At 35.0% G+C, this 26,636-nt stretch carries 15 protein-coding genes; 8 read left to right on the forward strand and 7 right to left on the reverse strand.

From position 1 onward, the window contains the following. The first annotated feature begins 1 nt into the window (after position 1). From EZV73_RS25235 to EZV73_RS25255, 5 genes are all read left to right on the forward strand, one after another. Positions 2-916 (forward strand): ABC transporter permease, encoded by a 915-nt coding sequence (locus EZV73_RS25235; RefSeq protein ID WP_240843237.1) that lies wholly within the window; start codon positions 2-4, stop codon positions 914-916. Then, positions 909-2,822 carry an ABC transporter ATP-binding protein gene (locus EZV73_RS25240; RefSeq protein ID WP_240843238.1) on the forward strand — a complete coding sequence of 638 codons (1,914 nt, stop codon included), beginning with the start codon at positions 909-911 and terminating at the stop codon, positions 2,820-2,822. Before EZV73_RS25235 ends, EZV73_RS25240 begins: the two co-directional genes overlap by 8 nt. A 56-nt stretch (positions 2,823-2,878) precedes the next feature. Continuing rightward, entirely contained in the window at positions 2,879-4,066 is a 1,188-nt protein-coding gene (locus EZV73_RS25245) for an amidohydrolase (RefSeq protein ID WP_240843239.1), read from the forward strand. 2 nt (positions 4,067-4,068) lie between these two features. Next, positions 4,069-6,417, forward strand: coding sequence for a cyanophycinase (locus EZV73_RS25250; RefSeq protein WP_240843240.1), 2,349 nt, complete (start codon positions 4,069-4,071; stop codon positions 6,415-6,417). 120 nt (positions 6,418-6,537) lie between these two features. Then, a complete protein-coding gene (locus EZV73_RS25255; protein WP_240843241.1) occupies positions 6,538-8,403 on the forward strand; it encodes a stalk domain-containing protein in 1,866 nt (621 codons plus the stop codon). A 411-nt stretch (positions 8,404-8,814) separates the two neighbouring features. Here the strand turns inward: EZV73_RS25255 and EZV73_RS25260 are convergent, their stop codons facing one another. The 4 genes from EZV73_RS25260 to EZV73_RS25275 all read right to left on the reverse strand — a co-directional run bounded on the left by EZV73_RS25260 (position 8,815) and on the right by EZV73_RS25275 (position 18,536). Next, positions 8,815-8,985: a hypothetical protein gene (locus tag EZV73_RS25260; RefSeq protein WP_240843242.1), complete on the reverse strand. Its 171-nt coding sequence runs from the start codon at positions 8,983-8,985 to the stop codon at positions 8,815-8,817. Between the two features lie 137 nt (positions 8,986-9,122). Continuing rightward, the gene (locus EZV73_RS25265) at positions 9,123-10,511 is read right to left on the reverse strand and encodes an aminotransferase class I/II-fold pyridoxal phosphate-dependent enzyme (protein ID WP_240843243.1); all 1,389 of its coding nucleotides are present in this window, start codon (positions 10,509-10,511) and stop codon (positions 9,123-9,125) included. A gap of 214 nt (positions 10,512-10,725) precedes the next feature. Next, positions 10,726-16,509 (reverse strand): S41 family peptidase, encoded by a 5,784-nt coding sequence (locus EZV73_RS25270; protein WP_240843244.1) that lies wholly within the window; start codon positions 16,507-16,509, stop codon positions 10,726-10,728. Between the two features lie 8 nt (positions 16,510-16,517). Beyond that, on the reverse strand, positions 16,518-18,536 hold the full coding sequence (locus EZV73_RS25275) for an ABC transporter ATP-binding protein/permease (protein ID WP_240843245.1): 2,019 nt from the start codon (positions 18,534-18,536) through the stop codon (positions 16,518-16,520). Positions 18,537-18,993: 457 nt separating this feature from the next. Here EZV73_RS25275 and EZV73_RS25280 point away from each other — a divergent pair, with 457 nt between their 5' ends. After that, positions 18,994-19,938 (forward strand): hypothetical protein, encoded by a 945-nt coding sequence (locus EZV73_RS25280; protein WP_240843246.1) that lies wholly within the window; start codon positions 18,994-18,996, stop codon positions 19,936-19,938. A gap of 208 nt (positions 19,939-20,146) precedes the next feature. Here EZV73_RS25280 and EZV73_RS25285 read toward each other — a convergent pair whose 3' ends face one another. After that, a complete protein-coding gene (locus tag EZV73_RS25285; RefSeq protein ID WP_240843247.1) occupies positions 20,147-21,322 on the reverse strand; it encodes a diguanylate cyclase in 1,176 nt (391 codons plus the stop codon). A gap of 591 nt (positions 21,323-21,913) precedes the next feature. Here EZV73_RS25285 and EZV73_RS25290 point away from each other — a divergent pair. After that, positions 21,914-23,488: an LTA synthase family protein gene (locus tag EZV73_RS25290; protein ID WP_240843248.1), complete on the forward strand. Its 1,575-nt coding sequence runs from the start codon at positions 21,914-21,916 to the stop codon at positions 23,486-23,488. Positions 23,489-23,671: 183 nt separating this feature from the next. Then, a complete protein-coding gene (locus EZV73_RS25295; protein WP_240843249.1) occupies positions 23,672-25,480 on the forward strand; it encodes a methyl-accepting chemotaxis protein in 1,809 nt (602 codons plus the stop codon). A 167-nt stretch (positions 25,481-25,647) separates the two neighbouring features. Here EZV73_RS25295 and EZV73_RS25300 read toward each other — a convergent pair whose 3' ends face one another. Together EZV73_RS25300 and EZV73_RS25305 are read right to left on the reverse strand one after the other, a co-directional pair. Continuing rightward, positions 25,648-25,956 carry a DUF6618 family protein gene (locus tag EZV73_RS25300; protein ID WP_240843250.1) on the reverse strand — a complete coding sequence of 103 codons (309 nt, stop codon included), beginning with the start codon at positions 25,954-25,956 and terminating at the stop codon, positions 25,648-25,650. Next, a partial coding sequence (locus EZV73_RS25305) for an ExeA family protein (protein WP_240843251.1) occupies positions 25,953-26,636 on the reverse strand: 684 nt, incomplete at its 5' end. The genes EZV73_RS25300 and EZV73_RS25305, both read right to left, overlap by 4 nt.

Consider the following 26,636-nt stretch of genomic DNA (forward strand, 5'->3'; position numbering starts at 1 on the left):
ATTGGAAAATCAAAATCTGTTTAAATATGCCAATCGTACGATAGAAGAATTTCATATCGACACTGAAAATGTCTATTCCTACTGGCATGAGACCTTTAAGAAATTTTTTAGATCTAAGATGGCCACGGTCCTATCTATAGGCGTGGTAGGTCTATTAATCTTTACCATTGTCTATACCTTGTTTTCATCGACAGATCCATATGCAAAGTCTAAGATGATTTTAGATTGGAACCAACCAGCCTCTTCTGAGCACTGGTTTGGAACAGACCATTTAGGACGAGATATTTTTGCAAGAACTTGGTATGGTGTCAAAACATCGTTACTACTAAGCTTGACAGTTGGCTGTATCGATATGTTCTTTGGTGTTATTACAGGCTTGTTCTGGGGTTATGTTAGAAAAGCAGACCGCTTTATGACGGAACTTTATAACATCATCTCTAATATACCAAGAACCATTATTTTAATCCTGCTATCCTACCTATTATCACCTGGCTTTTCAACAATTGTTTTAGGCCTTTGCTTAACAGGATGGATAAAGGTTGCCAGATTTATCAGAAATAAGGTATTTACCATAAGAGATGCTGAGTACAATATTGCATCTAGATCTTTAGGCACACAGACTAATAAGATTATGTTTAAAAACATACTACCTTTTTTAGTCAGTATCATCATTTTAGAAACAGCGATTACTGTTCCTTATACAATTGGTTCAGAAGTTTTTCTAGGTTATATTGGTTTAGGCCTACCTCAGTCAACTATTTCACTAGGAACCTTGGTACAATCAGGTATTTCTTCATTCCAAGCCTATCCGTCGCAACTGGTATATCCAACAGTCATATTGTCATTTATCACTGTTTCCTTTTATCTATTAGGAAATAAACTATCAGATGTAAGTGAGCCAAAGAATTATGAATAAAATACTAGAAGTTAAAAATTTGCATGTTGCATTTCAGCTGAGAGGCAAGACCCTTAAGGTTGTTCGCGGTGTTGATTTTGATTTGAATAAAAATGAAGTTCACGCCATTGTTGGTGAAAGTGGTAGTGGTAAAAGTGTCTTTACCAAGGCCATTGCAGGCATGTTAGATGCCAATGGTCGTGTAACTGAAGGCAAGGCTTCTTTAGATGGACAAAGTCTTATTGATCTTAATAAGAAAGCCTGGCAAGAGATTAGAGGTAAGAAACTGGCTTTTGTTTTCCAAGATCCAATGACTTCATTAAATCCTCTAAAAAAAATAGGTCATCAGCTGGTAGAGGTCTTAAAGATTCACCATAAGATGAACCGAACTGATGCAAAAACGGCAGCCCTTAAACTCTTAAAAGATGTGGGTATTCATGAGGCTGAAGTACGCTACAATCAATATCCATTTGAGTTTTCTGGTGGTATGCGTCAGCGTGTGGTTATTGCCAATGCCATTGCCTGTAAGCCGGATGTGCTTATATGTGATGAACCGACAACAGCCCTTGATGTGACCATACAAGCACAAATACTGGACTTGTTAAAAAGTTTAAAGAAGCAGTACGGCATGAGTATGATCTTCATCACCCATGACTTAGGTGTTGTTGCCAACATAGCAGACCGTGTCAGCGTGATGTATGCAGGTGAGTTTGTTGAAACAGGAACGGCTGAAGATATTTTTTACAATGCTCAGTCACCCTATACCTTGGCCTTGTTAAAATCATTGCCTCAACTTGGTAGAAAGGGTGATGAACTGTTTTCCTTAAAAGGCACACCACCGAGTTTAACAAAAGATATAGTCGGGGATCCATTTGCACCGAGAAATGACATGGCTTTAGAGATAGATTTTGTTGAAAGCCCACCATTTTATGATATATCAGAAACCCACCGCGTTAAGACATGGGCTGTTGATGAAAGAGCACCAAAACGTGAAGACTTTAAGTTTCTAGAGCTTATTGAGGACTATAAGGCGCTTGATGAGAACATAGACCTTTATCATAAGAATAGAGAAAAGGTACTCACTTTTGATAAGCTGAATGTCGAGTTTAGAAAAGGACGGCGGGTTATTAAGGCTGTTAACAATGTTTCTTTTGATATTTATGAAGGGGAGACCTTTGCCCTAGTAGGAGAAAGCGGCAGTGGCAAGACAACCATTGGACGGACGGTTATTGGTGAAAATAGAATCAAAAGTGGTGATATCATCTTTAAAGATGAGAGCTTGAAAAAAGGTCTTAAAAAGGAATTAAAAAAAGAAATCCAAATGATCTTCCAGGACCCCATGGCTTCATTAAATGAAAGAGCCAAAATAGAGTACATCATCTCTGAAGGATTAAGAGCCCACTATACAAAGGATGAACTAAAAGGCAAAAGAGATCTTTTAAACAGTATATTGGATGAAGTCAAGCTGCCTAGAAATGTCATCAGTAGATTCCCCCATGAGTTCTCTGGTGGACAAAGACAAAGAATAGGTATAGCAAGAGCACTTGTTATGGAACCTAAGTTTGTTATTGCAGATGAGCCAATCTCTGCTTTAGATGTTTCTATTCGAGCGGGTGTCATCAACCTTTTAAATCGTTTGAAAGAGGAGTACAAGACAACTTATATGTTTATTGCTCATGATCTATCTATTGTTAAATTCATTGCAGACCGTGTAGGTATTTTGTACAAAGGGAGACTTGTAGAATTAGGTTATGCTCACCATATCTTTAACAACCCGCAACATGACTATACAAAGAGTCTATTAAATGCCATTCCACATCCAGATCCGAATGTGGAAAAACATAAGAAAGTTGTTAAATACGAAGCTACTTTTACTGGCAATGAAAGTCTTGTAGAAGTAAGTGAAGGGCATTTTGTACTGCGTTAGTTCATGGATGGATGAAATGGTTCTCTGGACCATTTCATTTCTTATTGGAGGCAATAATGATAAATGAAATCAGAAATCATATAGAAGAAAATAAAGAGGCCATCCTAAAGGTGAGCCATGACATACACGAAAGGCCAGAACTCGGCTTTGAAGAATTTGAATCCTCTAAGATTATGTGTGACTATCTAGAATCGCTTGGCTATGAAGTCAAAAGAGGTATTGGCAAGTTTGAAACAGCCTTTAAAGCATCATTAGGCAGTAAAGGACCTAAGATTGCTGTTTTAGCAGAATACGATGCCTTACCTGGTATTGGTCATGGCTGTGGTCATAATGTGATATCAGCAGTAGCAGCAGGACTTGCAGCCGGTTTAGGACCTCTTATCAAATCAAATCAACTTAAAGGACAAGTTGTGGTCATCGGTACACCAGCTGAAGAAACAGGTGGTGGTAAGATTGAACTACTTAAGCTGGGTGTATTTGAAGATGTTGATTATGTCATGATGGTTCATCCCGGTTCTACTAATATGGTCAAAAGAGGTGGTACGGCATTGGTGGAGTTGCAGGTTGCCTTTCAGGGAAAAAGAGCCCATTCATCAGTCCCTGAAAATGGGATAAATGCCCTAAAAGCCCTGATACAGATCTTTACAGGTATAGATGCTATGCAGGGAGAATTCCCTTTAGGCATCAATATCAACGGCATCATTAAAGAAGGTGGTCAAGCATCTAATATTATTCCTGAAAAGGCGTCGGCTGAGTTTATCATACGTGGCTTAAGACTGATGGACTTAAAGCAGGTCAAGGATAAAATCAAACGTGTTATTCAAGCAGCAGAAGTTATGACAGGGGCTAAGGCTACTTATGACTTTAAACTGCCTTATGCAGAAAGATACCCCAATCCAGTAATGGCGGATAAGTTTAAAGAAATAATGGAATCGCTTGGCCAAGAAGTTGTATATCCGGAACCTCAGATGAAGCTTGGATCTTCAGATATTGGCAATGTTTCACTTTATAAGCCAACCATTCATCCTTATATAAAAATTGGTGATAATCTTAAAGCTCATACCTTGATGTTTACTGAGGCTTCGAAAAGTTCTTGTGCAGACGATATGATACTTACCGCAGCTAAAGCACTGGCTGAACTGGCTGTGAAGCTGATCAATGACTCAGGCTTAAGACAAGAAGTAAATGATGCTTTTAAAGCACAAGTGCCAGACTACAGTGACTTTAAGTTTGAAGAGGTGTAGAAATGAAAAAGATATTGATTGTACTTCTCTTATTATGTTTGCTAGCATGCGAAAATCAACAACCACTTACAGAAAGCGGTCAAGTGGTTACTGAGTTAAGTATCGTATCAGAGGGCAAGAGGATTGATGATTATCAATTGGGCTTTTTACCTGGCAAGATATTAGAAGAGGATTTTCAGGCATGGCTTTTGTTATATGATCATGAAGACTTTGAGGCTGTTTGGTCTAAGCTTTCAGGCATGACGATTCAAGAAATAAAAGAATTATCAGATATGGACGGCGACAACAGGGCCTACTGGATAGATAAGTATGATTATGCAGATGGCCTAGGCAACACCTTAAATCCCGATCAGAAGACCTTTCTCGAAGGCGCTTCATTTAATCTGGGCATTTATCATTTTTATGTGGTAACCATCAGTAAAGAAGGAGTAGTAGGCTTGAAAAGAGCACAAGAAGTTATTGATGTAAGACCTCTACCAAAAGAGGTTAGACTAAGAGATAGAACACTTGAATACGACATCCAGTCAGACGACAGGCTGATGGGGCATGCTGTTTTTGTCAGCAAGGCCACTCTTTATGATTTAAAAGATAATCTAATTGATAAACCTTTAAAAGACTTAAAGAAGGCTTCAGATAAACATCTGATGATTATGGTAGATAAAGAGATAAACTCAGTCATCTTAAGCGATGACTTGTTAACACTTGAAGGTGAAAAAATTGAGGATGATGTGTTTGGTGTATTTGTGGCTTCTTATGGCCAAGAAGGGCTAATGGACATTGCAATGGCAAATACATACTTGATAGAAAAAGATTATCCTCTTAATAATACAATCCATAATGATGGTATGGGAACGATTATGCTAATTGGAGGCGGTGTTGCCTCATCTGATTCAGATAAGATAAAGATATTTGAAGCCATGCGTCAAGCGGGTGGCGAGCATCCAAGACTGGCTATACTATCGTCATCGAGGTTTGACAGGCAAGCAGTATATAACCATTTTTATTACAAAGACCCTGAGTTTGGTTCATTTGAAGACAACTATAAAAACTTAGGCTTTAAACCGGTTTTTATACCTCTTGCAACAGACAATGCCAACCAAATTAAAAATGATGAGTACTGGTCAGGGCTTTTAGAATCTTGTGATGGTGCCTATCTGCAGGGTGGTGACCAATACAAACATGTCAAATCACTTCTAAATGACGATGGAACACCTTCAAAGATGCTTTTAGCCCTTGAGAAGATTTTAGATAGAGGTGGTTTTGTGGCAGGCACTTCTGCTGGTATGGCGGCTATGGGCGACTTGGCTTATGGTTATGGCTATAGCCTTGAAGCACTAAGTCATAACAGCCTAGAACAAGTATCTCTTGAAGCCATTCCTGAAAAGGAGGGTTTGGTATCCTCATTAGAGGACAATAACATTGCGGTACCAGGTATAGGTCTAGTTGACCACGGAATTATTCTTGATACCCATTTTGATAAAAGAGGTAGACTTGGTAGACTCCTCGTTGCCTTAAGGGATTCTAAGAGTCAGCTTGCAATTGGTGTAGATGAGGGTACCAGCTTCAATATTCAAAATAAAATAGGAGAAGTGATCGGAGATCAAGGTGTCTTTGTTTTAGATGCATCTGAAGCTGTTTTTGGAAAGGCTGGCAGTGATGAAGTTTTCTTAGCAGAAAACATATACCTTCACTATCTGACCGAGGGGGATCGTTACGACTTATGGACCAAGAATGTAATGCAAGAAGACAAAGTCATCTTAGAAGGTCATGGTCTCTATAATGCAAGACATCCTGTATTTGAAAAAGACTATACAACAACTAAGCTCCTTATTGATTTTATTCATTCAGAAAATCAAGTTCTTGAAGTGCCTTATAAACTGGTGGATGGTTCAGTTATAACCATAGCTTTTGAAAAAGCTGAAAAAACCAAAGCTTATACTTCGAATCTAGACTATAAAGATTCTTCTTTAGAAGGCTATAAAAAAGCTTCCATAGAGGGCATGCTCATGCATGTATATGAGTTTAGAGGACAAGATAAGATACCACCAGTCATTTCATATATGAAGGCATACACAAGAGCCTACAAGGTTTATCTTGGTATAACGGATAATCTAAGCGGTATAGATGAAGACAGCATCAATGAGGAAACTGTTCAGTTTATCAGTGATGTAAACAGCCTTTATGAAGCGCCGTTTTATGATTTGGAATATAAAGAAATAGGAATCATCATAGCTGAAGAGGCCTTCGTAAAAGGAGACAAGGTTATTGTTGACGGTGTCAAAGATACGGCAGGCAATGTCGTTGAAAAGCAAACATGGGAGTTTGATGGTACAACCTGGTACAGAAAATAGACTGATTAAAGACTATGATAAATATCATGGTCTTTTTTTAGTGGCGTACTAGGCCACTACCTTAACAGGGAAAATATTATACACTAGAAAGAAATAATATGAATTAGTTAAGGAGTCCATATGAAGAAAAAAATATTACTTGTATTAAGCCTGATTTTACTTTTAAGCATGCCTGTTTTTGGTGAAGATGTGAATGTCGAATTAACATCAGGAGAGATTAGAATTAATGGTACCAGGGTTGACAATGAAAAAGCCAAGTATCCATTTTTAGTTTATAAAGATGTGACTTACTTTCCCATGACTTGGGATATAGCCAGTGCCATGGGCTTAGCTACTACTTATAGTTCTGAAGAAGGACTGAGTGTGAGCCAGTCAAATCAAGGTGGCTATGTAAAACTTGATGAAACAGGTCATAACGCCATGGGTAAAATATACTCTGCAAGTAAATGTAGTTTTCCTATAAAGGTTAATGGCAAGATGATTGATAACAATTCAGAAGAATATCCTTTGTTGTCTTTTAGAAACATTACTTATTTTCCTATGACATGGTCATTTATGGTTGATGAGTTTGGCTTAGAATCTTCTTGGACACCTGAAGAAGGTTTGAAGATAAGCTCTGATGATCATCTAACACATCATAAGGCTGTTATAGATCCTGAAATTGGACAGGTTCAGTTAAATGTAAGTGAATGGCTTTCAATATCTACAAAGGATAGGGCGGGACTTAAGATCATACAAGATGACTTCTATGTTTCACTTGAAGGCTTAGGCAAGCAATCGCTAATTAATGTGGTTAAACTGGATGAATCAAACTATGAATTAAAACGAGACAGCAAGAAAGTTATAATTCAGGTTGGATCAAATGAAATACTTGTAGATGGCAGTATAAAACTCATTTCAAATACTATAAAAGATATAGATGACATGGTCTATTTACCACTTGATTTTTACACGGTAGGACTGGGCGAAAGTGTTACTTATGTAGGGAAAACACAGAATAAGTGGAGAGAAGATTTTTATCATGATTTTATTGAAGTAAAGTCACCTTATATAGATAAAAAGATTCAAGAGGTAAAAGAGAATTTCATCTTTTCAAGTAACATAGAAACTTTTACACTGTATGCTTTTATGAACTTTACAGGCTATGATGTAGATCACAAAGGTTTTATCCATGAGACTAGATACAATGTCGTAAATGAACTTGATAAGATGAACCTAAATCTTACTAATAATAACTACTTTACTGATAAAGGCTTTATGCCATTAAAATATGTCTATCAGTCTAGAACACTTGGACCAGCACCTAATTTTGAAGCACAGTCACAGCTTATGGAAGGCTTTGAAGATTTACCTGCTGCCTTAAAAGAGTTTTATGAAAAAGCAGATATAGAGAATTTATATGAAAAATATAAGAATGATTATGATGAAGAAATTGCACTTTTTTATAACAACAGCTTCTCACCGACAAAATATGCCCAGTGGATAAACTTCTTGGATTTAGATGTTCAAAAGATAAACATAGATTATGAACTATTAGAATCTCATGGTACAGGTTATACATTGTATCCAAAAGATGGTGAGTATGAATATAAACTAACTTTAGGCCCTGAAACCATTTATGGCAATGGTGTAATAGGCATGCAGACATTTGGTGTGGAATACCTACACTACATTACAGAGCCTATTTTAAATGATATGGACCTGTCTAAAATAGAAGTTGATATGGATGCTATACCAGAAGGGACACTGGCAAAAAGCGAGTTTTATAACACACCAGAAGCAATTATTGTAAAATCATTAATCAGGGGCATGATGGCTAAATTAGATCAAGATGCCAATACAGCAGATGGATGGAGCGCTGTTAATTACTGGACCAGTCAAGGATTTATCCTTACTCAGTACTTCTTTGATAAGTTTGATGACTACAAGTATTTGGATGGTAATTTCGAGGAATACATTAAAGAGATTATACTGGAACTAGAATAAATAAGAGTCTAACCGCAATAGTGGTTAGACTCTTTATCTTATAAATCAAGTTTTACTATAGACCGCCAATATTTTCTAAAGGCCATTTCATGAAAAGCCTCATCAACAGATTGACTGGTTCAGTCTAGGTACTGTGATACAGGATTTGAAGACTTATTTAATATCAAAACAGACTGTAGATCAAGTTCTACAATCCGTTTTTTAGTATCTGCTGAAAGAGAAAGAGCTCATGCATATCAATTGACTTAAGGCCTGTAACTTCTTATTGTATTCTTAAAATGTTTTTCTCAATGATGTGAACATTGATGTATAAATTAAGAATTATTTTTCTTAGTAGTTACATGCTAAGACGGGGAGTGAATAAATTAAAACTTCTCAAAAAAGCAGTGGGGTCATTGAAGCTTTACAGAATCACAGGTATGTTCTGATAACTGGAATCTTGTATTCATTATTCTCGATTTGCTGAGTGTTTTCTATTTCAGTGTTAGTAGCGTTAACAGGAACAGAGGAGTAAAAAATGAATATCCCTGTTAAAATTATTAGAGCTGTTAAAACAAATATGTCTTTTCTTTTTTTCATCATTTTGCCTCCAATCCATATCTTGTAACCTTAGTATAAACTTATTTCAGTGTCATGGTTATAGCCACTTTCAAGCAAATTTATCATATCCAATTTTAGAATAAAAAATGATACCGAGATGGTATCATGATATGATTTGATTAATTTAGTTTGTTTAAATGTTTGTGTAGAATTTTTATGCCTTTGTCGAGCTGGCCTTCTGTTAGGTTACCATAGCCTAGGATTAAATGAGATTTATACTTGTCTGGATACTCAGTATTGTCACTTAACCTCATGATGTAGACACCATCACCTTCTATAGACTTTATTAACTGATTATCAAAGACAAGACCTTCAAATTCAGCTACAATGTGAATGCCAGCACTCACGCCATGGATTGTAACTTGGTCTGTGAAGTAGTGATTAAGAAGACCAATAAGATGATGTCGTCTGCGCTTGTAAACTGATTTCATCTTTTGAATATGTTGATCCAAGTATCCATACTGAATAAACCTATCCATGGTCAATTGATTTAAGATAGGACTGGTTATGTCTGAAATACGCTTTAACTTATAAATAGGTTCAATCATATGTGTTGGCAAAACCATATAGCCAATACGGAGACTTGGCATCATAACCTTACTAAATGAATCTAGGTAAATAACACGTTCTGGATCAAGTTCATGCAATGATTCTACAGGTGAGTTATCATAACGAAAGGCACTGTCATAATCATCTTCAACAATAAGACAATCATGTTGTCTAGCATATTTTATTAACTCAATTCTTCTTGAGATAGGGCTAGCCGTTCCCATCGGATATTGATGAGAAGGCGTCATTATAATACCGCTAATTTTTGTATCTTTAGGAAAGTTATCTGGATCTAAGCCAAACTTGTCAATGGCTTGATAAATAGTCTCGTTTTTTTCAAACATATCACGAATTGTATAATTAAAAGGATCTTCTAATATCACTTTACCATCACATGTCTTAAAGTATTGAGAAAGTAGCGATAAACCTTGAACAGAACCAGAAGTGATAATGATTTGATCCTCATGGCATTTAATGCCACGCTTTTTATACAAATGATCGGCTAGTGTCTTCCTTAGACTTTTTTGACCTGAAGGATAAGAGTATCCAAAAGAAGTAGATTCTGAATCATATAAGGCTTCTCTATAACACTTCAGCCACTTAGCCTTTGGAAACATATCTAGAGCAGGGATACGGGATTTAAAGCTAATTTCAATATGTTCTTGTTCAAATTCAGAAAAATCAACTTGAGGTGCAGGTAGTTGAGGTCGTTCAAGTGTTAGGTTTTTATTTATGTAATGTCCTGATCCTTTAATGGCATAAGTATAGCCTTCAGCCAAGAGATTCTCATATGCATCTACCACAACAATACGTGAAATGTTGAGTTCTGATGCTAACTTTCTTGAAGAAGGCAGTTTTTCATCTGCCTTCAATTTATTATTTAGAATCATATGTTTTATATGTCTATAGACTTGTTTTGTCAATGACTCTTTTGAGTTCCTATCAAGTTTAATATACACCATGACTTCCTTTCGATTATTACTTCATTATAAACTGTATACTTAAAAAGAAGTAGGACTAATTCGGGAATTATTTTATAGGTCCAGTTTACGTGTGTACCCTTTTAAGTAATGTTGATACATATAATAAGCACAAGAGTATTAGAAAAAGGAAGCTTGTGTCAGCTTCCATAGTTCTAAAGTTAATTTCTTATTTGCATAAGGCTAATTGCAATTATTTCATCAACCTTCTTGCAAAGTCTAAGACTGGGTCACTATTGTCGATGAGGTCTTGAACGCTTGGAATAATCTCATAATCAGGTTTGAGACCCTTACCAGGATCAAGCCCTGGTGCATCTACTTCAAATACCTCAGTTGAAAAAGATAAGTTTATTTTTGTGTTGGTTAAACTGAGTACTTTTGTAGTGTCTGAACTTATATATGTTGATCCTGATTCTTGACCGATGAAGGTTGCTATATTGTGATACTTAAGCAGGGCTATTAAATGGCCAGTGGTTGATGACGTGCCACCATCCATTAAAACATAGATCTTGCCTGAATAATTGATGTTCGAGCTCACAAGAGGTGATGACAGTTCTGTATGATCCTCTGAATGATCACTCCAGTATCTGTGAGGCACTGGTTGAAGATAAGTTAGTAGTTTTGCAACCAGTACTGGATTACCACCGTGGTTGCCTCTTAAATCTAAGATAAGATGATCAGTTTCTTTTACCTTCATTTCCATAAAGAAATCATAGAGTGCATACCTAAAGTTCTTTTGCTGTAGCTGTTCATAAACATCAAAAGTGTTGATGTCTAGATAAGCGTAGTCATCATAAACATTGTAGACAATTGGCTCATTAAAGTGACGTATGCTTTTTCTTTCTTTTGCAATTTCATTTAAGCCTAGTGCATGAACCGACTTTGATGCTTTTGATCCATTAGGACTTGTGTAGATTAGATCAAACTTGTCTGTATTTTCAAGGTATAAGAAGTAATACCAAGAAAAATTTGAGTTGAGTACATCATATTTTAAGGTCTTATTATGACCATCAGAAGCTATGAAGCCTAAGAGGGCATCGATGATTTCTGAAGATCTTTTACCATTGATGGACAAAATTTCACTACCCAAAGGTATTTCATAAAAAGTATTGTCATACAAGTAGAGCTTATCTTTGTAAATATGGATCTTGTCTGCAAAAACCTGGACATTGGAATCAAAGACATCTTGAGAATAAGCACCACCTAAAGACTTTGCTCTTTGATCGACAACAGAGTAAGATAGACTTGTTTGCCAGCAGTTTGCTGACGAAACTAAAGGTGTTACCAGTCTTAAGAACTCAAGTTTAGTCATATCATCATGAAGCTCATTTCTAATAGAATCTTCAAGTGATTCGAATAAGTCCATATCTGTATAGAGATTGGTATGACGATTTTTTAAAGTGTCTACAATGACATCTAAGTCACTGGTTAAATCTTCTTTAGAGAATACTTCAAAGAGTCCCTCCATATTCATGTTGTAAAACTCGCCATAGTGTATCTTGTCTTTGAGTACCTCTTCTACATATGCCAGCTGGCTATCCTTCTTACTGACTATGTCCTCTATAATAGGTGTGACTTCATAATCAGGTATGATGCCTGAAGTTAGATCAGCTTCAATACCCATGTCTGACACTTGTGTTGAGTAGTTAAAAACCAAATTAGAGTTTTCTAGCATCTTTGATTCTACAGAAGTGGTGATGACAGAAGACGATCCAGCTTCATCACCGAAAGAAATACCAACGCGATTAGACCTTAGCTGAGAAAGAAACTGACCGGCGATAGAAGTCACAGAACCATCTTGTAAAACCAGCACTTCTTCATGATAAGAAGCGTCAGCTTTTAGTGGATGATCAGGGACTAAATAAGATAACAAGTAATCTGAAACATCAGTATCACCACCTGCATTGCCTCTTAAATCAAGCACTAAATATTTAAGGTCTTTTTCTTTAAGCGTCTTAAAGAAGTCATCTATATCATCTTTGATAAGAGGTGAGAAGGCTCTTATCTTTAAGACAGCATAATCATCTCTAAAGTCTTGACTAAGATTTTCTAGATTGTCTGTTTGATATCTATCTTCAATATCTTTAGCTTCAATGCCTTCTACAGATAGGGAACCTCTAAGACCATCAGGTCTTATGTATTCGATGTCAAAGTAGTCTAGATATTCCACATATTTAAAATAGTTGCCACCAAAATCTTCATTGAGTAAATAGTACTTATAAGTCAGATTGTCACCATCTGAAGATAAAGATGAGCATATCAAATCAATGATATCAGAAGCTTGTCTGCCATTGATACTCAGTATCTGACTACCTAGAGGTATATCACTGTAAAAGGCATTGTCACTTAAGTATAGCTTGTCACCTTCTGCATATACCTTATCAGCAAGTAGCTTTACATGATCATATTCGTCTTGAGAAAAGACGAGTGTGTTATGGGCATTTAGGGATGCCGCTATAGGCTGTAATAGTCTCATAAACTCAAGCTTGGTCATACCGTCAGAAAGCTCTTCTTCTGCATGAACGAGTAGGATTTCCATTTTTTCTTCATCTGTAAAGAGATGAGGATGATGTTCTATTTGAGTCTTGAAATCATCAAGGTCATCTTTTAACTCTTTCTTTGTATAGGTCTCAAAGAGCCCCTCTGGTGATAAACTAGAAAAGTCATCTATGGCTAAGTCTCTATCCACTATATGTGCTGCTAGATTGAGAGCGATATCTTCATTATTTATCATGTCTTCTACGCTTGCTAGTATCTCATAATCAGGTAATACTCCTTGACCAAGGGTTACTTCTGAAACCCCAGCACTCGACAAGTCTCTTGCCATTGAAAGTCTTAAGTTTGTATTTTCTAAATCAGACCCTTGTACATTCCTTGAAATGAGAGAGCCGTTAGAGCTTTCTACGCCTATATGGTAGGCTCTGTTTTTATCTTTAAGGACTGAAAGGACTTGTCCTGTAACAGAACTAGAACCACCATCTTGTAAGATGAAAAGCTTACCTGTAAAGTGGTTGTCAGAAAGCGCTATCTCTGTATCCAAAAACATAGCTTCTTCTGATAGTAAATAAGACATGAGATGTGATGCAATATTTACTTGTCCCTGATCACTGCCCCTTAAGTCTAGAATCATATAGTCGAGTTCTTTTTCTTTAAGTGTCTTAAAGAAATCATCTATAAACTCAAAGGACTTGTTATAATCATTTTCAAGTGGCATAAGTGACTTAACTGTCAGTAGGCCATAGGTGTCGGTAAATGACTGTGCATACAAGTCGTCATCCGTTTCTAAAGTTGCCTTGTAGTCGACAGCATCTACTAGAGTTTCGCCTGATGTGCCATCAGGTGAAATGTATTTGACTTTAAAGCTTTCAGCATACTCAACAGATATTAAGTAATTAATGGCAAAGTCACTATTGATGACAAAGTATTTAAAGGTATCGTTTTCGCCTTCAGATGATATCCTATAAAACATGGAGTCAATGATCTCTGATGCTGGTTTCTTGTTGATGCTGATGATTTCACTGGCTTTTGGAATGTCTTTATAAAAGGCATTGTCTTCTAGATAAATCTTACCATCTAGAGCATAGATCTTATCAGCAAAGACCTTAACTTGGTCCAAGTCATCTGTAAAGCTTATATCTGTATGAACACTGTTTAAAGACGATGTAATTGGCTTTATGAGTCTTAGATACTCAAGTTTGGTCATATCATTAAAGATATGTTCCTTAGCATACTCATGAGACGCCTTGAATGCATTGTAGTCTGTATTTAAATGGGTATGGGTATAAATCTTGCCGGTTAAGTAATCAAAATCACTTTGAAGCGCCTCTTTAGAGAAGGTTTCAAATATGCCTGTTGGACTGACATTTGAAAAGTCATCTCTGTTCTCATATCTTGTAGTCGTGGCTTCACTTTCAAAGTAGGCCAAAAGCTCAAACTCTTTGTTGGTTACTTGGGCAATACCTAAAAGACATAAGAGTAAAAGGACTAAGGCAACTTGTTTTCTAATGGTCTTCTTATTGTGTCCAGTGTCTTTGATATTGGATAATACAGATTCCCTTAAGATGATGGAGTTTGATATATAAACAATGATCACAACAAAGACAGTGACAATACCAAATAAGGCTAAAGCCAAGAGTGGTATATTGATGATCTTAAAGACATGTGAAATGCTTGTGATGTAATCGATTCTTAAATACATAATAAAAGCTGTAACTAAGAGAATGATCATGGATACTATTAGGGATATAAAGCCTAAAAAGTACATCTCAAGTCCAAGTATCTTCATAATATTATATTTTGTATAGCCTTTGGTCCTATAAAGACCTATCTCATATTTTCTTTCAAAGATAGAGGCTGATAATAAGGAAACAAAGGATATGGATGCAATGGCAATGATGACATATAGAAAGACCACTGATAAGCTGAAGAAGGAATCAATTTTGTTATAAGTGGCACCGATTCTTTTTTCATGAGAGCCATCCACTCGATAGCCTTCATCTTTAAGAACTGATAAGAGCTGGTCATGAGACTCTCTATACACATTCTCCTTGTAAATGATAATCTTACTTAACTCAAGCTCTCTAGGCAATTCTAGATAGGAAGGTCTATCACTTGATGTGTATTCAAATAAATCAGTAAAATCCTCTGTGATGTAAATGGTAGGATTTTTTTCATAAATCTTTGAGTCATCAATGATACCTGCTATTTTAAACTTTGGCCAACCTTTTTCAAAAACAGTAAAGTTAGATAAATCTACTAAATCAAAAACATCACCTGCATCAAGTTCGCCTGTGGCATATTGGTCTTTAAGTCTTTGACCGCCAAGCCCCAGTCTGGTAAGCATGGCGATGACAGACTCTGATGTCATGAGGACTTCAGAATCTTCTTCAGGTAGTTTACCTGCAAGTAAAATCTTTTCAAAGTAGGCCTTATCAGTCATTTGAACCATATCTGTTGAAAAGAGCTTAGGTGGTTCGTAGATTCTACCAGTCGTCAATCTGACTTGAGTATTGTACATAAGTGCAATGGATTCGACTGCTTCTTTATCCATTAACAAATCAAGTTTTTCTTTACTATGTTTAAGACCAACATAATCTGTTCTTATGGATTTGATCCCTGTATCAAGTGAGATATCATGGATATATTTTTTTACATACTCACCTTGAATAACAATGGAGGTGGATGCAATAAGCATGATAAAGACGATGAATAAGGCATACCTGATGGTGTGCTTGTATCTTCCTATGATATTTTTAAAGGCCAGCCAAAGGACATTGGAATCGTAGATCCGTTCATGATTAGACGTGTCGAACTGACCTTGTTTGATCAAGTGGCTATGGTTAACAATCCTACCATCTACAGTTTCAAAAATCATATCACTATAGAGATTGGCAAGATCTAAGTTATGGGTGATAAAGATGACCAACTTTTCTTTAGAAAGCTCTTCTAAGATATCTGTGATGATCTTTTTAGTATCGTTATCCAGTGAACCTGTCGGTTCATCACAGATGATGATATCGACGTTTTTAGCGATTGTTCTGGCAATGGCTACTCTTTGCTGCTGACCACCTGATAGTTGGTCAGGACGTTTATACAAACTTTCTTCAAGGCCTAGGCTAAGAAGGATTTCCTTGGCTCTTTCTTTTTTATTTTGAGTTTCATCTGATATGCCTAAAATAACATTGTCTAAAGCATTGAGATGAGGAATTAAGTTAAGGTCTTGAAAGATAAAACTGACTTTTTCTCTTCTGAAGGATTCGAAGTCTTCTATCTTTTCCTTGTTAAAGTAGATCTCACCTGAATCAGGTGTGTCCAAGCCACCAATGATGTTAAGGACCGTGGTTTTACCATTACCACTGGCACCTAGGAGTGTCACAAAACCAGAGCTAGGAAAGGTGACCGAAAGGTCTTTTAAAACATGTTGGTACTTGTCTTCTCTTATTTGAAAGCTTTTATTTATTTTTTTAAGTTCTAACATGGTTCACCTCACGAATTCCTAAGTAGTTCGAGTAGATTGATGTTTCTTAACTCACGGTTGATGGAGTAGACGATGGTTGTTAGTATCATAAGAAGGACTAATACAGCAGACGTTGTATTGAGATTGACAATACTGCTGGATTCAATGATCCGATAAGGGTCAAAAGACTTAACGATGGCTTCATTGATGAATACATTGATGAGTGACCATAAGATCATGGTTGTGGTCATCAAAATGACAATGAGTATAAGGCCTTCTTTTAAGAACATGGATTTTATATTAGTAGAAGTGTAGCCTAGAGACTTATAGATACCAATGTTTCTTCTGTTTTCAGCTATACTGGTTCTTATGCCGTTGTAGACTGACACCATGGCAAATACAAATAGAATCCAGCAGCCTGAGATGATGGCTATTTTATAGGCTTTGATTTCGTTGTAATACATGTCTCTTTCTTCCATGATGTAGTCTTTACCAAACATAAGATCCTTATGGTTAAGAAAGTTGTTAAACTCTGTTTGTCTCATGTCTAAGTCTTCTCCACTGATGGACAAGCTGTATTCGCTAAATTTAGCAGAACCAGCACCAAAGTAGGTAGCCCCTAGTAGTTCGTTAAACTCTTCTTCTAGGACATAGAGGTTGTTTCTATACTTGTATTTTTCAGCAGTAGAACTGTTTAAGGTCGATGGGTTGAACCAGTACTTGGAATCGTTGATAAGGCCAACAATCTTAAGTTCTTGACTGTAGGTCTTATTAGAAAGTCGTCGATTGTGTTTGTAATAATTAAGTTCAAGCTTCTGAATCTCATTTAACAAGTCTTCATCTGATAAAAAGTCAAGTGTCAACTTAGGTTTGTTCTTGATGCATTCATCCACAAGTTTCAAAGCAGACTCTTTGCTGTAGAGCACTTCTCCTTTTTTCTCAGGTAAGCGGCCTATTAATATATCTTTTTCTAATGAGTCCAAATCGCTGGCTTGTACCATGACCATCCTATAATCCAGGTTATAAACACCATTTGATAGATTGGATATCTGAATAGGTAAAGCAGCCATAAAAGCGTTTATGGCACCATTATGTTCCTGGTTGTAGCTTGCAATAAATTCCTGGAAGCCTGCATATGTCATGTTAGGTGTTTTGACTAAAATCTTATCAACTGAGTATTTTTCATAGAGGTAATTATCTATCTCCGTTTCAACACCTTCAATGATGCCTGTTGCAAATATAAAGATGGATGCTATGATAACAAATAGGTAAGAAGCATTAAATATGGTCAGTTCGTTTGCCAGTAAGTTAAACTCAAACCTCTTCTTAAATGTCTTACCACTTACCGCTGCATCTTCTGAATGAGTAGAAGTTCCATTAGAATGATTGGTCTTCATGACAACTAAATCTTTATCTACAATATTTAAAATGATATCAGAGTAACCTTCAGCCACTTCTGTATCATGTGTAATAAAGATGAGTGTTTTATCATGAAAAACTTGAACAATCAAGTCCATAATCTCTTTTTTAGTTTTCTTATCAAGCGAACCAGTCGGTTCATCACAAAATAAAACTTCGGTATCTCTTGCTAGTGCCCTAGCTATAGCCACTCTTTGCCTTTCGCCACCTGACAGTTGATGTGGAAACTTTTCTGAATGGTCTTTAAGGCCGACCTTATCAAGCAGGTCAAGTGCACGCTTTTTTTTATCTAAAACGTCATTGGTTAAGGCAAGAGTAATGTTCTTGACTAAGTTTAAGTGTGGTATAAGGTTTAAGTCCTGAAAGATAAAAGAGACATTTTCTCTTCTATACTTGTCAAAGTCTTTAATAGGCTGGCCCATATAAAGCAGGTCGCCTTCAAAGTCTGAATCCACACCACCCATGATCCTTAAAAGGGTAGTTTTACCACAACCACTTGCACCTAAAATAGAAGTGTTGAGACCTTTCTTAAAAGAAAAGCACACATCTTTTAGGACTTCTTCTGATGAGCTGCCAGACTGATAAGTCTTGGACACATTTCTCAGCTCAATTATTCTATCATTGACCATCTAAACCTCCCCCTCAAGATATCAAATACATAAATCTACTTTCTAACCCTAAAATAAATTTTCGAAAAATTCAGTTAATACTACTTAAACATTAGCACTTAATAATAAATCGATTCAAGCAATTTACTTAATATTACAATTGTTTAAACTAGTAGAGCTTTTAGGCACTAATGATCACACTGGAATGAAGTGATTTACTTCATAGCATTGCTGAAATCAAAGCCTTTTATATGATTCTTGTAACAAATTAAGAATCCTAGTTGTTGTACAAAAAGGAACAAGAACCATACTAAATTCAAGACTATAATCTAAATGCAGACATAATTCTAAATTCAGAGGGTATAATATTTCTAGAGCTATTTTAATAAAAATGAAATCTAAGCAAATACTTAATGATGATTCTAGCATCAGAAAAAGATAAGACTTATTAAAACCATATATATGAAAGAGGTATAATATGAGAAAAATAGTATTATTAATTGGCCTAATTCTACTGTTGAGTTTATCTGTAAGCTGTAACAATGAAAGTGAGTCAGTCACAAGCAATAAGGATGAATCAAAGGACGACTATTTTATACTTGAAAATGGTGATTTACAGATAAATATAGAGAATCAGACAAGAGTACTAGAGATCAATGCTCTACCAGACAGCCAAATCATTAAGGATGAGAAGGAACGTATACTCATTCTGACGGATCCAACTGTTCAGTACAAACACGGGATACTTGGTGATGATATTGAGGCAAGGTCAGTAACTATAATAGAGTTGTCAGATCACCCTGAAGTCATTAGTAAATTTTCAGTGCCTGCAGATTGGGTAAGTGAAAGCATTCTTCCTATATGGCATGATTGGGATGAAGATGGCCAAAGAGAAGTCCTTTTAACACTCAGCAATGATAAAAGCGGAGCTAAGCTTAGCTTGTATGATGAAGAAGGTAATGTCTTAGCAGAAAGTGATCCTATAGGTTTAGGTTATCGTTGGAGACATGCGTTAGATATTGCAGAATTTGGAGATGACGGTCAAAAGCTACTAGTAGAAGTACAAACACCTCATATTGGAGGCATTGTTAACTTTTATAGCTGGCATAAGGACAATGGAGTGCTTAAAAAGGAAGCTACACTTTCAGGTTATTCAACACATGACATAGGCTCAAGGGATATGGGCATGTTTACTTTAATAAAAGATGAGCAGAATGAACAAGTCCTGTTGATACTTCCCAATCAATCTAAAACGGAACTGGCTGCACTTAGATTAGTAGAAGGCAAGATTAATGAAGAATGGCATATACCAATAGGAGGAAGGCTAAGTGGAAATCTTAAGTTGGTAGATATAAATGGTGTTAAGTCTATTAGGGCTACTCTTGATAAGAATCAAGAAGTATTGTTGAAACTAACCGAATGATAGTGGTGTTGTAAAATTCTCTCTTCTATATGATCTGCTGGCTTTTTGTATATACAACTTTTCAATATACTGCTGGCCAGTTAATAAATACTATTCACTATTAATTTATTATACTAAAGTATAAAACTCACTATTCGATATGAAAAGTGAGTTTTTGGCTTGTTGAGGAGTTCAACAATGAGTTTTCTAATTTTGATTGTTTAAGTCCTTATTCAATAGTTTTGGAAGCGATTATCTGCACTTGATTACGACCATTTTCCTTAGCTTTGTATAATGCATTGTCAATTTTAGACATCAGTTGATCAATATCCATGATAGAATTATATGATCCGACTCCCATAGAAACTGTTATTCTATTTACTGTATCAAAATTATAAAGTTCTATAATTTTCCTTATGGATTCAGCTTTATTATATGCTTTACTAATTGGTGTGTTTTGCAAGATAATTATAAATTCTTCGCCTCCCCAACGACCAACAAGATCTGTTTCACGGGTGTTACTTTTAAGGATATGTGCGAATTCTTTGAGTACTTCATCTCCTACTAGATGACCATAATTATCATTAACCTTTTTAAAAAAATCAATATCTAATAAAATGATTGAGAAGTCTTTTTGACTGTTTTTAAAGTTGTTTCTGCAGTGTTCCAAATCCTTATCTATTTTTAGGCGATTAGATAGTTTTGTTAGAGCATCTGTTTCAGATGAGTGTTGCAACTGAGTGTTCAGATTAATCAATAAGTTTTGCTCATCAAGTAATTGTTTGTTTTTCTGGTCAAGTTTATCCAAAGTAGTTCTTAACTTTAGGGCAATGAAGTTAATCGAGTTTGCCAAGTCTCCGATTTCATCTTTATTTGAAATATTCAGCTTTTTATCAAACTTTAAGTCTTTAATCTCATTGACAAGATCATTAATTTGCAAAATAGGTCTTGTTAAATGTATTGATAAAGGGATTGATATTATTGTCCCTAGCAATATTAAAAGTCCTGACACTGCAACATTTAACTTGTTCGCTGAATCCTTTGCCTCTGACAAGAAATATAAATCTTGTTCCATAATTATGATATCCTCATTGGAGAGTATGCCTACATACAAGATGACTTTTTTATTTGTAAATTTAAATGTATGTTCATAAAAATTGGACTTGATGTCAGATTTAATCAAATCATCAACATAATTTTTAAGGTATTGTGGTAAATTACTTGTGTTGCTAAGATACTGAACATTAGTAGCCTTAATTGTTCCTGTCTTATCCAGTACTATTGCATTTGTTTTTACTATTTCTTCTATTGAAATATAATAATCATTTTCACCAAAATCAGATTTCACTTTATTATTCAGTTCGTCGAATTTCGTTTCAAATTCGTCTTCAAATCCTAAAATCATAACTTGATCTTGAAGCTTCAGTGTCGCGAATATTGAGACGATGTTACTAATAACGATAATGATAATTATGTATAGTGACAATTTATTCTTTATAGATAGATACATTTCTTTACTCCTATTGTAGCAATAACTGGAAGAAACTCACATGTTTTTTCGGTGCTTAAAGTTGTGAATTTACCATAGCTGATCAATTCCTCATAGGTATTCATTTAATTAATGTAATTTTAAAAGATATAGTTGGCTCTAGAATAACAAGTATGTATTGCTAATATACCCTTATAAGATACCAGAAAACATTAAGAATTCTGTTAAACAACCACCAGTTTCTATATAAGAAATTGTAGGTAAACGCAGATTTTTTTATTATATTAAGTTTTTTTCTTTTTCATTTAAATTGGAGAAAAAGTTAAGCGCGATGAGTTAAAATTTGATTTCAGCTTACAACATTTTATTCGAATTTTTAATATACTTTTATTTACCTAGTAGTTGCTGGATTTTGAATGATACAGTTTATAGTAATTTATCAATCTGTTTATCTTCAGTTTATTATTACACTCTATTATTGCCTTAAGCAATTTATTGGAGGATTTTATGGTTTTAATTAATATGTATATTATTTTTATAATATTTTATTCAGAGAGTTTGGTGAGAGAGAGTTCCATTGAATGGATTCTAAAATACCCAATTAACGTTGGAATAAATTTCATAATTTATATATCGACAGTATGTTTATTAGGTTTATTTATTCCTTTACAGTTTAGTCTTGCAAGTGTTACAAGTTTAGTTCTCTTATTGGGTTTTATAAATAGATACAAGATCAGTCTAAGAGGAGATCATTTTTATCCATGGGATGTTGCATTGGGGAGAGAATCATCAAATATGATGTCGTACGTGAAGTTCTATGAAGTTCTTATCAGTATTTTTCATAGTATGTTACTAGTTGGCATAGTTTTTTTTTTAGAAACTCAATCTCTATATACATATAAATTGTTATATGTTGTCTTTGGAGTCATGATACTGATACTTTCATATCAAAATCACAAAGTTAATTTGGGAATCAATCAGCATAAACTACATTTTAAAAAGGGGATTATTTTGGCTTTTATATTGAACTTAAAGGAGTGGAAGAATTGTAGTTATTTGCAGCTTGCAAATGAAGAAGATCTACAGACAACAAAATCTATTGATAATGAAAGACCAAATATCATTGTGATTATGAATGAGTCATTTTGGAATCCAGAAAACTTGCCTAACGTAAAATTCTCAAAACCACTGACTTCCTCTTTAGATTCATTAAAAATAGAATCTATGTTTGGAAACATGGTATCTCCTGAGTTTGGTGGCGGGACAAGTAACATTGAATATGAAATCTTATCAGGACAAAGTATGTATTATTTACCTACAGGCATGATGGCATTTAATACTTGTATCAATAAAGATGTTGCTGCTTTACCAAGATTACTTGCAAACAATGGGTATGAAACTATTGGGGTCCATTCATATAAAAAGTGGTTTTGGGACAGAGAGAAGGCATATAAACATTTAGGATTTCAATCATTTATTACAGAAGAAGATTTCGCTGGTGAAGTTAAAGGAGATTATATTAGTGATATAGCCTTCTCAAGAAAGATCATAGATATATACAGGCAAACTAGGAAACCGTTATTTCTTTATGGTGTTACAATGCAAAATCATGGACCTTACTATTATGAAAGATATAATACTTACGATGTAGACGTAAAGGCGCCTTTGAACAGGAAAGAACTTGGTGAGTTAAGATGTTATGCACAAGGAGTATATGATGCGGATCGTGCATTAGGGGTATTAATTGATTTTTTCAGAAAAGAAAAAAAGGAAACATATGTTGTATTCTTTGGAGATCACTTACCAATGTTAGGGAGACAGTTTTCTGTTTATAAAAAGTGTGGATATATAAAAAGTAAATACATGGTAGATTGGAACCGTGAAGAACAGTATAGAATGCATTCGACACCATTTGTTATTTGGTCGAACAAGACTTGTAATTCTGCAGATGTGGGATATTTGAGTCCAGCAAAAATAGGAGATTACATTCTGGATTTAACTTCTACAAAGAAAACAGATTATTATAGAATGATTCATAATCGATATAGTAAAAATCCAGTAATTAGTAAACGGATAGGTTAGATTTTGAGCGACTAAGAGGTGTAATATATTAAGTCGCGAAGGAGGATAGAATCTTTATTTGGAATAGAAAGTTTGATTAAGATTATAATGAAAGATACTTTTGAATGAGTAGTTGATTCCTAAATCAACTTGAATGCATATAGGATCTCTGAAATATGTGGATTATTAATAAAGGAGTTAAGCATGAAAAATATAAATTTAAGTATACGTTTTTTTGCTGTAATGATAGTTATAGTTGTTGCATTGATATCTTTGAGTTTAGTGTCATGGAATCATACCAAAACTGTGTCAACTGAAATAACGAATGCAAAGGACTTTAATTTGGCAATTGTTGAGTCATTAAACAATATCAAAAATTATGAATTACATCAGGAGGTATTTGCCTATAGGACCATGATGTTTTCGCTGAATGCTCAGTCAAGTAGTAATGATAATGAGACTATAGAAGATAATAATGAAGAGTCAATGGACGATGAAACTGTAGATGAAATAATGACGATAGAGAACATTAACTCATATATAAATGATGAATATGATAATGCTCAAACTTTATTGAGTGAGTTAGCAAATAGAACAGTTGGTGAGAGCAGAACTAATATTTTAGAAATTAAAAAAATGGTTGAAATGTTACAGAATAAACATAATATATTTTCTGAAACAATTACTGCACTGGAGACAGATTCAATTTCAGCAATGGAGGATATTTCTTTAGATACAAAACAGACTCTCTTAGAGGATAGCGTTGAAATATCAACTGCAATACAAGAAGTTACTGATATTGTTGGCAATGCGATGATTGAAAACATGCTAACGATAGAAACTTCACAATCTTTTGGACGAGTTATGACTAATGTGTTTATTTGGATGATTATACTGATGGTTATTCTCAGTATTATTATAGTAAGTAGATATATTCTGAGTCCGGTGAAGCAGTTTGACGAGATATTAGATAAAATATCTGTTGGTGACTTTAGAATTGAAGTTCCAGAAGAACTAATAAAGAAACGTGACGAAGTAGGTTCGTTAGCAAACTCATTAGAAAAATTAAAATCAAATGTGGGATATCTTTTGGCATCTGTAAAAGACGCTTCGGCTTCTGTTTCAAGTTCCTCAACAGTTTTAGCTGAGGTAAGTACGCAATCTTTGCAGGCTATGAATGAGATCACAGAATCAATTACGCAAATTGCAGATGTATCACAGATACAAGCTGATCGTGCAAGTGTTGCAGTTGTTAAAACTAATGATTTAGGAAACGAAATTCATGCATCAGAAGAGTTAATAACAAGTGTGAGAAATTACTCAATTGAAACTAGTGAAATGAGCCGCAAGGGCATTAAAATAATAGAAGATCTGAATAAAAAAACTAAATCATCAAATGAAGCTACCATTGAAATTCAAGATATGACAGATGGAATTTATACGTCTGCTACAGATGCTGAAGAAATAATTGAAATGATTGAAACTATTTCTAGTCAAACAAATCTTCTAGCATTAAATGCATCAATAGAAGCGGCTAAAGCTGGTGAGTCAGGTCTTGGTTTTGCAGTAGTAGCTGATGAAATACGAAAACTTTCTGATGAAACGAAACATGCAACAGATAACATTAGGCAAATCATTGGAGATATACAAGATAAATCGAGAGAAACAGTTAATAAAATGCAAGAGATTAAATTAACATTTGAAAATCAAAATAGTTCTATTAGGACTACAGGCAATATATTTATTGAAACCGTTAATGCCTTAGATGAGTTAAGAGTTAAAATTAAAGATGTTAGTAAAATATCTGGAAAAATCAATGAAAGCAAAGAGGAAATTGTAACTTCTATATATGAGATATCAAGATCAATCGATGAAACCACTAGTAATGTAGAGCAAGTTAGAGCCACTACTGAAGAACAGATGACTGCCATTCATGAATTATCATCATCTGCTAACTCTAGCAAAGAACTTTCAAATGAACTTACAAGAACTGTGGAGCAGTTCAAGATATAGATATTGCTCATATTGTAAAGGGCTATTTTACCATGTCGGTGTTATGTGTTTTATACATACTGTTAATGCTTTCTTAGTCTGACCTTACCTTGCTCACTACTTTTGCCAATAGTTGATTGCTTAGATTGCCAAACTATTGTGAGTGGAAAACCATGGTGAACCATGGCTTATTCCATCTCTAATTTTTTATTTATTTCTTTTATCGTGTACGCCAGGCATTCTGAATTGATTGGATTGATGTGTTTATCTAGTTTCTCTGAATTCCAAAATGTATCAGAATACGAAGCTAACTCACAACCGATTTCCCAGTTAGGGATACATATGAAGTTTCCTCCAAGATGCGAACCCAGTAGAATGTGAAAACTACTACCATTAACTGATACATTGAATTCAAAGGGTTCTTTGTCTGAATAAACATCTACAATAGATTTATAAGTTCTAGTATTTATAGTGTGTTCAAACTCGAAGGTTATCATCGTTTACCACCTCCAGGCATTTCAGCTTGGATGACAGTACGAATCATATGGTCATCAATTAGTCGTTTAGCTCTTTGAAAAGCGTATAGTAAAGCATGAGTACATAGCTTATTTATAGATCTTGCTGAACCGACTGAAAATCTAAAGATTTCATCGATTGCCTTATCAGTAAATATATCAGTGGTACCGTCAGCGTATTTTAGATGTGCTTGGATATATTCTTCTGTCTGTGCTCGATCCATTTGTTGTAATTCACAAATGAGATCAATCCTTTGTTTGATTGCTGCATAATTCCTTAGTTTAAGTTTGTCCCATAGTTCTTTCTGACCGACTAAAATTAGGGACATAGGTGTACGTGAATCCATTCGAGTGTTTAAAAGAAATCGAATTTCTTCTAAAGTTTCCTTTGCGAGCAGGTGTGCTTCATCAATGACTGTCACGACGTTCTTTTTATAGACCCCTTGTATAAGTTCTAATTGTTGATGTAATTGATGTCTAGCATCACCACGATAGAATTTGGATTCAATGCCTAATTGATCTAAAAGTCCTTTGTAAAACCAGCGTGGTGTCAGTTTAGAATCTGATAGATAAAGAACCTCAAAGTCATCTGCTGGTAAATCATCAGTGAATTTTCTGATGGAAGTAGACTTACCACAACCAACATCTGCTGTGACAATAAC

The sequence above is a fragment of the Acidaminobacter sp. JC074 genome (assembly GCF_022496765.1).
Lineage (GTDB): Bacteria > Bacillota > Clostridia > Peptostreptococcales > Acidaminobacteraceae > JABXKX01.